Annotated in this window: 11 protein-coding genes, 2 pseudogenes and 1 riboswitch; of the genes and pseudogenes, 7 read left to right on the top strand and 6 right to left on the bottom strand. The window is 70.1% G+C overall.

The window, feature by feature from the left end:
• From G6028_RS05760 to bluB, 4 genes and pseudogenes are all read left to right on the top strand, one after another.
• A pseudogene (locus G6028_RS05760) lies at positions 1-276 on the top strand (nitrite reductase); the annotation flags it as partial.
• Positions 276-390: riboswitch (cobalamin riboswitch) on the top strand. Its footprint overlaps the pseudogene before it by 1 nt.
• A 53-nt stretch (positions 391-443) precedes the next feature.
• Positions 444-1109, top strand: coding sequence for a precorrin-8X methylmutase (locus G6028_RS05755; RefSeq protein WP_182658301.1), 666 nt, complete (start codon positions 444-446; stop codon positions 1107-1109).
• Complete coding sequence (locus tag G6028_RS05750; RefSeq protein WP_182658300.1) at positions 1106-2653, top strand: precorrin-2 C(20)-methyltransferase; 1548 nt, start codon at positions 1106-1108, stop codon at positions 2651-2653. Before G6028_RS05755 ends, G6028_RS05750 begins: the two co-directional genes overlap by 4 nt.
• A complete protein-coding gene (gene bluB, locus G6028_RS05745) occupies positions 2650-3324 on the top strand; it encodes a 5,6-dimethylbenzimidazole synthase (RefSeq protein ID WP_241730574.1) in 675 nt (224 codons plus the stop codon). The genes G6028_RS05750 and bluB overlap by 4 nt, the downstream gene beginning before the upstream one ends.
• A 359-nt stretch (positions 3325-3683) precedes the next feature.
• Here the strand turns inward: bluB and G6028_RS05740 are convergent, their stop codons facing one another.
• The gene (locus G6028_RS05740; RefSeq protein ID WP_182638403.1) at positions 3684-4589 is read right to left on the bottom strand and encodes an alpha/beta hydrolase; all 906 of its coding nucleotides are present in this window, start codon (positions 4587-4589) and stop codon (positions 3684-3686) included.
• Positions 4590-4720: 131 nt separating this feature from the next.
• Positions 4721-5353 (bottom strand): Type 1 glutamine amidotransferase-like domain-containing protein, encoded by a 633-nt coding sequence (locus tag G6028_RS05735; RefSeq protein WP_182658299.1) that lies wholly within the window; start codon positions 5351-5353, stop codon positions 4721-4723.
• A gap of 175 nt (positions 5354-5528) precedes the next feature.
• Here G6028_RS05735 and G6028_RS05730 point away from each other — a divergent pair, with 175 nt between their 5' ends.
• The 3 genes from G6028_RS05730 to G6028_RS05720 are packed head-to-tail and all read left to right on the top strand — an operon-like array spanning position 5529 to position 8753.
• Complete coding sequence (locus G6028_RS05730; RefSeq protein WP_182638401.1) at positions 5529-6224, top strand: hypothetical protein; 696 nt, start codon at positions 5529-5531, stop codon at positions 6222-6224.
• A complete protein-coding gene (locus G6028_RS05725; protein ID WP_182638400.1) occupies positions 6217-7266 on the top strand; it encodes an isopenicillin N synthase family dioxygenase in 1050 nt (349 codons plus the stop codon). Before G6028_RS05730 ends, G6028_RS05725 begins: the two co-directional genes overlap by 8 nt.
• A gap of 50 nt (positions 7267-7316) precedes the next feature.
• Positions 7317-8753 (top strand): sodium:solute symporter family transporter, encoded by a 1437-nt coding sequence (locus G6028_RS05720; RefSeq protein WP_241730573.1) that lies wholly within the window; start codon positions 7317-7319, stop codon positions 8751-8753.
• Positions 8754-8784: 31 nt separating this feature from the next.
• Here the strand turns inward: G6028_RS05720 and G6028_RS05715 are convergent, their stop codons facing one another.
• The 4 genes and pseudogenes from G6028_RS05715 to G6028_RS05700 form a co-directional block, all read right to left on the bottom strand.
• Entirely contained in the window at positions 8785-9465 is a 681-nt protein-coding gene (locus G6028_RS05715) for a TetR family transcriptional regulator (protein ID WP_182616524.1), read from the bottom strand.
• Between the two features lie 212 nt (positions 9466-9677).
• Positions 9678-10064 (bottom strand): hypothetical protein, encoded by a 387-nt coding sequence (locus G6028_RS05710; protein WP_182616522.1) that lies wholly within the window; start codon positions 10062-10064, stop codon positions 9678-9680.
• Complete coding sequence (locus G6028_RS05705; RefSeq protein WP_182638399.1) at positions 10064-10693, bottom strand: nucleotidyltransferase family protein; 630 nt, start codon at positions 10691-10693, stop codon at positions 10064-10066. Before G6028_RS05705 ends, G6028_RS05710 begins: the two co-directional genes overlap by 1 nt.
• A 145-nt stretch (positions 10694-10838) precedes the next feature.
• Positions 10839-11297 (bottom strand): annotated as a pseudogene (locus tag G6028_RS05700) (ABC transporter permease); the annotation flags it as partial.

Below are 11297 nucleotides of genomic sequence, written 5' to 3'. Positions count from 1 at the left end.
GACTTCGCCGCCGCCCGGGGTACCGGCCCCGACGCGCCCTGGCACGTGCGCGAACTCCCGGTGCCGCTCGCCGCCGCCCGCCCGGGCGATGAGCGTCTCCCCACCCCGATCCCCGCGCTGCCGTACGGACCGGTCCCCGGCTCCTCGGGAAGGATCGAGCATGTCGGGGCCGGGGACGGTGTCCTCACCCGCGCCGTGATCGATCGCCTCACCGGCGACGACGTCACCGAGCTCATCGTCACCCCGTGGCGCGGCGTGCTCACCGTGCGCACGTAGACTCGCCGCTGTCCCACGGCGAGGAACCCGGTGCGAGTCCGGGGCGGTTCCGCCACTGTGAGGCCCGCTCGACGGGCCGCCAAGCCAGATACTGGCCGAGGGATCGACGCGCTCCCTGACGCGTCGCCTGAGACTTCTGACCGGGGCGAGAACCCCGAGGAGGACCCATGCCTGCTGTCCCCAGGCCGCCACGCCGCTACGACTACGTCGACGACGGGCCCGCGATCTACGTCGACTCGTTCGCGACCATCCGGCGCGAGACCGACCTGTCGGGCGTCCCGCGGGACGCCGAGCGGCTCGCCGTCCGGATGGTGCACGGCACCGGGCAGACCGACCTCGTGGACGACCTGCAGGTGCATCCGGGACTGGTGGGGGCCGCGCGCTCCGCGCTCGAGGCCGGGGCGCCGATCCTCTGCGACGCCCACATGGTGGCCTCCGGCATCACCAGGTCCCGGCTCCCCCGGAACAACGACGTGGTGTGCCTGCTGTCCGATCCCCGCGTGCCCGAGCTGGCCCGGCAGATGGGCACCACCCGCTCCGCCGCCGCCCTCTCCCTGTGGGGTGAGCGTCTCGACGGCGCCGTGGTGGCGATCGGCAACGCCCCCACCGCGCTGTTCCACCTGCTCGAAATGCTGCTGGACGGCGCCCCCCACCCGGCGGCGATCGTCGGGTGCCCGGTGGGCTTCATCGGTGCCGCCGAGTCCAAGGCCGCGCTGGCCTGCCTGGCGGACGACCACGGGATCGACGTCCCCTTCGTCACCGTCCACGGGCGACGCGGCGGGTCCGCGATGACGGTCTCCGCCGTCAACGCCCTCGCGCAGGTGGCCGAGTGAGCGCCGGTCCGGCGGGCACGACCGGCGAGGCGGGGCGACTGTCCGGGATCGGCGTGGGTCCCGGGGACCCCGAGCTGATCACCCTCAAGGCCGCCCGACTGATCGGCGACGCCGACGTGGTGGCCTATCACGCCGGGCGGGGCAAGGAGTCCAATGCCAGGCGGATCGCCGCAGGTCTGATCCCTGCCGGTGCGATCGAGGAGGTGCTGGAATACCCCGTGACCACGGGCGTCACCGATCACCCCGGCGGGTATGCGGGGGCGATCGCGGACTTCTACGATCGCAGCGCGCAACGCCTGGCCGACCATCTCGCGGCCGGGCGGGACGTGGTCCTGCTGGCCGAGGGGGACCCGCTGTTCTACGGCTCCTTCATGTACATGCACGACAAGCTCGCCGATCGGTTCGTCACCGAGATCGTGCCCGGCATCCCGGCGTTCGCCGCCGCGACCGCCGCCGCGGCCACCCCCCTGGTCCGCCAGACGGACGTGCTCACCGTGCTGCCCGGGACCCTGCCCGAGCCCGAGCTGGCCCGCCGCCTCGCGGACACCGACGGGGCGATCATCATGAAGCTCGGACGCAACTTCCCGGCGGTGCGCCGCGCATTGGAGGCCGCCGGACGACTCGAGGGAGCGGTCTACGTCGAACGCGCCTCGACCGACGCCGAGGTGCACCACCCGGTGCGGGACGTCGATCCGGCGACCGTGCCGTACTTCTCGCTCATCGTGGTCCCGGGTGACTCCCAGCAGGTCGACCCGTTCGGGCGGCGCCCCTCGCCACTGGGTGAGGGGACCGTGCGCGACGTCGCCCCGGACGGGGAGCTGCACGTGGTCGGACTGGGACCGGGCCCGGACCACTGGCTCACCGCCGAGGCCCAGCGCGTGCTCGCCGACGTCGACCACGTGGTCGGGTACGCGCCCTACGTCGACCGCGTCCCCCAGCGCGCCGGGCTCACCCGGCACTGCTCGGGCAACACCGTCGAGGTAGACCGGGCCAGGCTCGCCCTGGACCTCGCGCGCTCCGGCGAACGCGTGGCGGTGGTCTCCGGGGGCGACGCGGGCGTGTTCGGCATGGCCGCAGCGGTCTTCGAGGCCGCCGAGGACCCGCTGTACTCCCGCATCGACGTGCGGGTCGCGCCCGGGGTGTCCGCCGTCCAGGCGGTCGCCGCCCGGGCCGGGGCCCCGATCGGCGCGGACTTCGCCGTGATGAGCCTGTCCGACCGGCTCAAGCCCTGGGAGGTCATCTCCCGTCGTCTCGACGCGATAGCCGCCGCGGACCTGGTCCTGGCGGTCTACAACCCCGCCTCGCGCTCGCGCACCCGCCAGGTCGCCGCCGCCCGCGACGTCCTCCTCCGGCATCGCGACCCGGCCACCCCGGTGGTGGTGGGCCGCGACGTGGGCCGGGCCGAGGAGTCCCTGACCATCACCACTCTCGCCGAGCTCGACTGCGACTCGGTGGACATGAAGTGCCTGCTCATCGTGGGCGCGTCCGGGACCCGCGTCACCGAGTCGGGGCGGGTGTGGAGTCCGCGGTTCGTGCGGTCATGACCGCCGCTCCACGGGGTGAGAGAAACGACGACGACGACGGCGACGAAGGCGGAGGCGGAATCGGAGCTCCCGACCGCGACGCGCTGTGGCGGATCCTCGCCACCCGCCGCGACCACCGGCACTTCCACCCCACCCCGGTGCCGCGCGAGACCATCGATCGACTCCTCGAGGTCTTCGCGGTGGCCCCGAGTGTCGGGCTGAGCCAGCCCTGGCACGTCACCGTGATCGAGGACCGCGGCGTGCGCGAGGCCGTCCACGAGGGATTCCGCACCGTGCGCCGCGCGGAATCCGAGCGATTCGACGGCCGGCGACGCGCGCTCTACGACTCCCTGCGCCTCGAGGGCATCCTCCAGGCACCGGTCGGGCTGGTCGTCAGCCACAGGCCGCCCGCCGGGCCGGTCCTGGGGACCACGAGCGTCCCGGCGGCCACCGAGTACAGCGTGGTCGCCGCCATCACCCTGCTGTGGCTGGCCGTGACGGCCGAGGGCCTGGGCATGGGCTGGGTGAGCCTCGTCGACCCCGACCACCTCTCCGACAGCGTGCCCGTGCCCGACGGGGCCCGGCCCCTGGCGTACCTGTGTCTGGGACACCCCGCCCTCGAGCTGGACGAGCCGTTGTTGCAGACCGTCGGGTGGGGACGCAGGTCGCCGCTGTCGGTCGACTGGGTGTAGATCCGGGGCCGCGTGAGAACGCGGTTGCGGACCGAGTCGCTCAGAATCCGTACCTGACCGCCCGCGCGGCAGTGTGCGACCTCGGTCGCGGGCCCGTTCGGCAACGTACTCAAGCTGCGACCACCGTTGCCCTTCACCCGCTCGGACATCCCGTGGGCCGCGGACGCCCTCGACCAGTCACTCCGGGTCCTCACTGCGAGGAGGTGAACCCCTGAACCTCGACCGGTGTCGTCCTGGTGGTGGTCGATCCGTCTCCCAGCTGCCCGTTCCAGTCATGTGGTGATCAGTGGGCCGGGTCGCCGGCGGCGTCACATCCGGGGTACAGCGTGGCCGGATTGTCGGACTGAGTCACGACCCCGTCACTCGCCGAAGGCCTGCCGTAGTGCATCGCACTGCGCCCGGAAGAAGTCCTTACTGACCCCGGCGCGGGTGACGACCAGGTCGAAACCGTGGAACGCGCCCGGAACCGGGAGGAACTCGCAGGGCACTCCGGCTCGCTCCAGACGATCCGCGTACGCCTTGTCCTCCTCGAAGAACAGATCCACCGTGCCGACGCCGATCCACGCCGGAGCGACCCCGGCCAGATCAGGGTGGCGGGCCGGAGAGGCCGTGGACGGGTCGGCCCCGCCCAGGTAGCTCGTCCAGCCGAACCGATTCGATCGTGCGTCCCACAGTCGGTGTCGCCGGTCGCGGGTGTCGGTCCGGTCGTCCACCATCGGGTACGCGAGCAGTTGCAGCACCGGGGCGACGGGGCCCTCATCCCGGGCCCGGATCGCGAGCGCGGCTGCGAGCCCACCGCCGGCGCTCGCGCCGCCGACGGCGATCCGGCGGGTGTCGATACCGGGTTGAGCGGCCAGCCATCCGAGTGCCGCGTGACAGTCGTCGAGCGCCGCCGGGAATGGGTGTCGCGGCGCCAGTCGATAGTCGACCGACACGACGGTCGCACCGGTGCTCCGCGCCAGAGCCCGGCAGAGCACGTCATCCTGCGCCGCAGAACCGACGACGTATCCACCGCCGTGGATCCATACAAGGCCTGCCGAGGATGACGACTGATCACCTGGGGCACGGAAGACCCGCACCGTCGCGCCCGAGTCGAGTTCGTGGGTCTCCGTTCCCCGTAGTCCTGGCAGCAGTGTCCCGATCTTCTGCACCGCCGGCAGGGTCCGCGGTCCCACGAGGCGCGGGGGCAGCACCACTGACGCGAGGCGGAGATCGGGGTGATACCGGCGGCGATCGCGGATGCGATCGAGAAACGGGATGCGCATGGTCGTCCTCTGTGGGGAGAGATCCCCGTGGGGTCGTGGAAGTCGGATCGGCGGTCGGGCGCAGTGCCCAACGAGCCATGAGCGATCGTAGCCACTACCGGTGTCGAGAACGTGTCACTTCCGGCCTCAGGTCAGTGCGAACTGATCAGCCGTGCCGTCTCGTTCTGGACGAGCAACGCCTGATCATCGTTCACCAGTGTCAGCGGGTAGGTGCTCCCGTAGGTCTCCACGAGCCGTGCGACGAGTTCGGGCGGGTAGGGCGGGAGCGCGCCGTCCGCGTGGGGGATCACCACGGTGTCGACCAGACCGAGTCCGGCGTGGTCGGTGAGTTCGGGGGCGGCGGAGGGGTCGTCCATCAGGCTGACCGGTTCGATGCTGGGTCCGGTGATGACCGACCCCGCACTCGACCCGATGTAGGGCAGCCCCGCCCGTACCCGCTCGACGAGGACCGCATCCGCACCCCGTCGGCGCAGTGCCGCCATGAGCACGAAGGTGTTGCCGCCGGCGGCGTACAGGGCGTCGACCCCGTCGAGGAGGCCGGCGAACTCGCCCGCGTCGTCGATGCCGGCAACGGTGATGTCGGTCAGCACGTACCCCAGGTCCGAGAGCTGCGCACGCTCCGCGGCGACGAACCCGGCTCCCGCGTAGGGGCTCGCGGCGTCGTTCAGGTACCCGATGCGCACAGCGGGTGCGGGCCGGTTGACGTGCTCGGCGAGGAAGTCGGGGACGGCGCCCACGCCGAGGGACTGCAGGAGCAGGTTCATGACGCCACTCTACGAGGGAAGGCGCGCGCCACGAGGTGCGCAGCCCACATCGGCCCGGCCAGCCCCCGGACTCCGACGGTCGCCCAATTTCTCATCCCTTGACGCCCACGTAACAGCGGCGCAACGCAGCGCCGTTTGACTAATTCCGTTCGAGTGATCGATTTAGAGGAGTTCCATGGAACCCGCCCTGCGCCCCGCTCCCGCGGTCTACCGGCGTCGCCTGTTCCACTCCCGCGACGCCACCCCCGACCAGTGCTCCGACGTCGTCTGGATCCAGGGGAACCGACTGTTCTGCGACGCGAGGTTCTCCACCGACGACTCGGGCGCGAGGGACTTCCACATGGGTTTCGCTGGCCGACTCCAGTGCACGGACGCCGCCATCGGCGAATTCGAGTGGGTCCATGCCATCGCCGCCGGAGAGGCCTTCGGGTCCGCCGATATCGGGCAACTCTTCGACGTGCCGGGGTGGGGACTGCTGGAGGTGGGCCGACAGCTCGACTACGTCGAGCTGTGGGAGCAGCGCCCCGACGAGCCCGGACCGGTGTGGGAGGCCAGGGGGGTCGATGACCACGGCACCGAGGCGCTGGTCGTCTGCGTCGGCGACAGCTTCGGTCTCGCGCTGGGCGCTGATCCCGCGGGGGGCCGGCCGTCGTCGGTGCACATCGGTTCACGGACCGCTCAGGGCTGGCTCGCGCGGTACTCGTCGTGGTCGGGGCCCGAGCCTCCCCTCTTCTCCCTGTCCCCTCACTCCGACGGCCGCTTCGTCATCTCCTGGCGGGCCGGCGAGCACTCCGGTCCACCCGTGTCCTTCGACCCGATCCACCCGACCCGCGCGACCCGCCCGACCCACTCAGGAGCCGAGAATGACTGACCCCCACCGACCCAGCGTCGACTTCGAGTCGATCCCGGTCATCGATGTGTCCACGCTCGCCGATCCCCGCGGGCCCTCAGCGGAGTGCGTCGACCGACTCGGCGAGGCCGCCCGAGGCGTCGGCTTCCTCCTCATCGTCAACCACGGCGTGGCCGATGAGACGTTCCGCGCGATGCACGAGGCCGCACAGCGCTTCTTCGCCCAGCCCGACTCCGTCAAGCGGGAGGTGTACATCGGCAACTCCACCAACCACCGCGGATACGTCCCCATCGGGGAGGAGGTGTTCGCCGGCGCCACCCCGGACCTCAAGGAGGCCTACGACCTGTCCATCGACCTGCCGGCCGACCACCCGGAGTATCTGGCCGGCAACCCCCTGCTCGGGCCGAACCAGTGGCCCGACCTGCCGGGGTTCCGGGAGGCGGTGACGACCTATTACGACGAGGTGTTCGCACTCGGGTCGCGGCTCCTCGCGGCGTTCGCCCGGTACCTCGACCTCGACCCCGCCACGTTCCTCGGATCGGTGACCCAGCCGCCCTCGCAGCTGCGGCTGATCCATTACCCGTACAACCCCGACGCCGAGGACCGCCCCGGGATCGGAGCGCACACCGACTACGAGGCGTTGACACTGCTCAAGCCCACCGCTCCCGGGCTGGAGGTGATGAACGGCCGGGGAGAGTGGATCGAGGTCCCGTACCGCGAGGACGCGATCGTCGTGAACATCGGGGACCTGCTGGAGGTGTGGACCAACGGCGCGTTCGTCGCCACGTCCCACCGGGTCAGGAAGATCTCGAGGGAACGGTATTCGTACCCGCTGTTCTTCACCGTCGACTACGACACGATGGTCGCTCCCCTGACGTTCCCCGGTTCGAACGACTCCACCTACGAGCCGCTGCACGCCGGCGAGCACCTGTTCGCCCAGACCGCGCAGAGTTTCGCCTACCTGAGGCGACGGATCGCGGACGGTGATCTCGCACTCCCGGAGGGCGCGCGTCCCCTGTACTCGCTGGGTCGCGAGACCTCCCTGGTGGGTGAGTCGCGATGATCAGTGTCGCTATCGGAGCAACTGTCGTTCTACTCGTCATCCTGGGTCTGATGTCCTCCACCAGGGTGAGAGGACAGAACCGCAACTTCGCGGTCGCGGGGCGGACGCTGACCGTGCCCCTCGTCGCCGTCCTCCTGATGTCCCAGGTCGTCGACTCCAATGCAACCGTCGGCGCGGCGGACCTCGCGGGCGGATTCGGATTCTGGGCGGGTGCCGCACTGCCGCTGGGTCTTGCCGCATCCTTCCTGCTGATGGGGCTTTTCGTTGCCGAGAAGGTGCGGGAGCGGGAGCTGTACTCGCTGCCCGAATACTTCCGGCAGACGTTCGGACGGACCGGGGAGATCCTGACGGCCGTCCTGACGGTGACCAGCTTCGGAATCCTCATGGCGGGCAACCTCGTCGCGCTGGGTCACATGATGGACCACTTCATCGGAGTGCCCTACTGGGCGGCGATCGTGTTCGTCACCCTGGCGATACTCGCCTACACGATGGTCGGCGGGATGTTCGCGTCGGTGTATACGGGCCTGTTCCTCATGGGTGTCATGGCGGTCGGGTTCGTCGGGCTGACAGCCTGGATGTTCATGGGCCCCGGATACGCGGCGCCGGAGGGGCTCGGCATCTCGGATCTCGAGCAGTTGACGGCACCCGCCGCGGGTGCGGCCATCAACTGGGCGACGTTCTTCGCCCTGGGCTTCGGCAACCTGGTGGCCATCGACCTCATCCAGCGCGTGTCCTCCGCGAAGACGGCCCGGGGGGCCAGGTCGGCGAGCCTGATCGCCGCCGCCGGAACCGTGGTCCTGTGCGTCCCGCTGGCCGCGGTCGCCGTGGCCGGGGCGGGGTTGCTCGGGGACAGCGACTCCGAGTCGCCGATCCTCTTCCAGCTCCTCACCGATCAGGTGCCCGTTCCGATCGCGATGCTGGTCATCGCTGCCCTGCTGGCCGCCTCGCTCACCACGGTCAGCGGAATCCTCCTCGCGACATCGTCCATCGTGGTCGGAACCGTCATCGACACGCGGAAGCTGCGCCTGAACGTGCTCCAGGCTTCTCGTTGGTCGATGGTCCCCGTCGCCGTCATCGGCGTGATCGTGGCACTCCGGGTGAACCACACCGGGATCCTCCTGACCCTGACCTTCGACCTGCTGTGCGCCAGTATCGTGGCGCCGTTCGTCCTGTCGCTGTGGACACGGTTAGTCAGCACGAGGGCACTGGTGATCTCCGCCGCGCTGGGACTGGGGGTCCGGCTCGGGTTCTTCGTCCTCACACCGACGATCTACGGCGTGGAGAACACCCTGCTGTACATCCCGAACGAGGTGGTCACCACGAGCGTCGACGGCTGGACCACGTTCCTCGCCGCGGCCGTGTCACTCGTGGTCTACGTGGCGGTGGCCGCCGCCGACACCCGGGCCGACACGCGGAAGGCCACGCCGGCACCCGCGGTCGACGAGTCGGTACCGGACCGGGGAGTCGAGGTCCCCGCGAGGGCCTAGCCTCGCCCGAGGGCGTCCGTCGCGAGCGGCGTCACCCGACAGACCCCGGGCCCGGGGAGTCGGGATCTCCGAGAATCTCGAGTCCCCGGGCCCGCGTCTCGTCGGTAAGGAGCTCGGGGACCCGTGCCAGCGTCAGCGTCGCATCGGCGACCCGGGCCGGGGTGTCGTCCGGGATCGGCGACCGTGTCCGGCGCCGGTAGGTGATGACGTTCTCCACCAGGCCGACGAGCATCGCCACGTCGACGTCAGTGGCGGCTTCGCCCGTGGTGCGTTCGAGCAGGACCCGGTAGGCCTCGTGCAGTGAATCCCGGACCTCGTGGAACTCGCTGAACTGGTCGCCGTCGAGCTCCGGATCGAAGTACAGAACCCCCAGGTTCTGCGGGTCCTCGTGCAGCAACCCCGCATCCGCGTACGCCAGCGCCCACAACAGGACGTGCCCCGGGGCGTCTGTGGTCAACAGCCAGTCGGCGATCCGATGGGACGGGAGCACTGTGCCGAGCACCAGCCGGAGCAGAATCTCGTCCTTCGACCCGAACCAGTGATAGACGCTGGCCTGCTGCAACCCCGCACCCTCCGCGATGGCCCGGGTGCTGGTCCGGCCGAAGCCTCTGGTGACGAACAGCTCGCCCGCGGCGTGCAGGATGTCCTGCTCGCTGCCGAGTCCGGTCGGCGACCCGGGGTTGCGGCGCGGCCGGCCACGAGTCTTGGTCACCTCGCAGAGGCTATCAACGCCCGGCCGGGGCACACTCCTCTGGTCGTCGACGACAGAGCGCGCGCGGTGGCCCACGAATCTCGGCTGACGGGGGTGACCGCGGGATCCACCGTGCAGCGGAAGATATGTCCGATACCCCACAGAGGTCGCTCGGGCGCAGGTTCCGCACCCCGGACTGGCGACGACGCCGTTCGCAATCAGCGAACTGGGAACTACCCGCGGGCGGCCACTGCTTGCTTGGCGGCCTCGACCAAATGATCCGCCGCGCGGCTCATCTTCTTCAACTCCCCATCGGTCAGGTCCTGATGCGTGTAGGCAGCCTTGTTCTTCAGGTTGAGCAGGGTGTTCAAGTGCCGTTCAGATCCGCTGTCGGCCTTCTTCAGCAGGGCGACCGCCTCGCTGTGGTTGCCGGTGTTGGAATGCACGCCGAGGCGCACGCAGCAGATGACATCCGAGGCGGCAATGCCCGCGTTGACGTACAGGTCCCCGGCGGCGTTGGGCATCTCTTCCCCGAGATGAACCGCGGCGTCGAGAAACTCGGATGCCTTGGACATGCGCCCCGCGGCGACTACCGCATCGCAGTTCCGCTGCCCCGCCATCACGACCTCCTTGCCGAGCGCAGCTGCGAGACGAACCAGGCCCGTTTCCCCGCGACGGTCAGGCCCTGCTTCGACACGTCATCGAGGAGGGGCTCACTTGCGTCGGCCGCAGCGCGGAACTCGTCTTCGGCGAACTCGACGATCCGGCCGTCATTGCCGGTCCACGCGGTAACTAGCCGGGCGAGTTCAGTCACCCGCTGCTCCCAGACGCCGTTCTCGTTGTCGATCGCGCGCACCAGGAACAAGTCGATGTCGCTCCCCAGCGTCATGTGCCCCGTCGCCGCCGACCCGAACACCGCGCCGTACCGCAGTGCCGTCCCCCACTCGCCCAGGTGCTGTTCGAGTCGGCTCAGGAAAGTGGCGTTCAGCCGTGACAGCTCCATGATCGGCCCGGTCGCGAGGTGCTCGGCGTTGAGGCGGTAGGTGTGGGTCCGGCCTACTTCGTCGTGCAGCACCACGCCCTGGGCAGTGAGACGGTTGAGGACCTTGCGGATGCCCTCCCCTGACGCGGTGGAGAGGATTCGCTGGACCTGGCTGACCGTGAACGTGACGTCCGCGCTCGCCAAGACCGCCAGCACGTCGCCGTCCAGGGTCGGCGTCACCGTGGCGAACGGCTTGTTCAGCTGCATAGTCCGCACCCTTTCTCCAACTAAAGTTAGAGTATCACAACTATAGTTGGAGGACCCGGATAGGGTCGTGGTGGTTGGTGTCGTCGAACCCGATCGGGGAACTCAGTGTTCGTCACAGACACCCCTACCGACCTGTGCCGTGCCGTCAGCCCGAGACCACCTGCCGACGCCTGAACCCCGCCAGACCCGCGGCCACGAGCGCGCCGGCCATCACGGCGACCAGCAGGAACGGCGACGGAGCGAACTCCTCCACCGGGACGGCGGCGAGATGGTGCAGTGGCGAGAGCGACCGCAGCCACCCGGGGAAGTCCAGCAGGTCGGCGAAGTTGGCCACCAGGAACATCAGCGCGACCAGCGCCCAGCCGACGGGCGCCGTCAACCGGGGCGCCCACCCGTAGAGCACCGCGCAGACCCCCAGTACCAACAGGACCGCCGGGGTAGCGCCGAGGTGCGAGCCGATCACCCCACCGACGAGCGAGGTGTCTCCGGTGACCACGGCGGCGGCGAGCGCCGTGCAGATCCCGGTGACCGCCAGGATGAGCACCGCGCCACAGGCCACCACGGCGAGGTGGGCGCCCACCCACGAGATCCGGCTGACGGGCGT

This window comes from Dietzia cercidiphylli (assembly GCF_014145145.1).
Classification (GTDB): Bacteria; Actinomycetota; Actinomycetes; order Mycobacteriales; family Mycobacteriaceae; genus Dietzia; species Dietzia natronolimnaea.
Note: the sequence above shows the minus strand (reverse complement) of the source record. Positions and strands in the feature narration are given on the sequence as shown.

Bases quoted from the DNA above. Each gene is read 5' to 3' on its own strand.
- G6028_RS05735 (WP_182658299.1), bottom strand. From the start codon at position 5,353: ATGAACCTGCTCCTGCAGTCCCTCGGCGTGGGCGCCGTCCCCGACTTC.
- bluB (WP_241730574.1), top strand. From the start codon at position 2,650: ATGACCGCCGCTCCACGGGGTGAGAGAAACGACGACGACGACGGCGAC.
- G6028_RS05720 (WP_241730573.1), top strand. From the start codon at position 7,317: ATGTCCTCCACCAGGGTGAGAGGACAGAACCGCAACTTCGCGGTCGCG.
- G6028_RS05755 (WP_182658301.1), top strand. From the start codon at position 444: ATGCCTGCTGTCCCCAGGCCGCCACGCCGCTACGACTACGTCGACGAC.
- G6028_RS05730 (WP_182638401.1), top strand. From the start codon at position 5,529: ATGGAACCCGCCCTGCGCCCCGCTCCCGCGGTCTACCGGCGTCGCCTG.
- G6028_RS05725 (WP_182638400.1), top strand. From the start codon at position 6,217: ATGACTGACCCCCACCGACCCAGCGTCGACTTCGAGTCGATCCCGGTC.
- G6028_RS05740 (WP_182638403.1), bottom strand. From the start codon at position 4,589: ATGCGCATCCCGTTTCTCGATCGCATCCGCGATCGCCGCCGGTATCAC.
- G6028_RS05705 (WP_182638399.1), bottom strand. From the start codon at position 10,693: ATGCAGCTGAACAAGCCGTTCGCCACGGTGACGCCGACCCTGGACGGC.
- G6028_RS05710 (WP_182616522.1), bottom strand. From the start codon at position 10,064: ATGGCGGGGCAGCGGAACTGCGATGCGGTAGTCGCCGCGGGGCGCATG.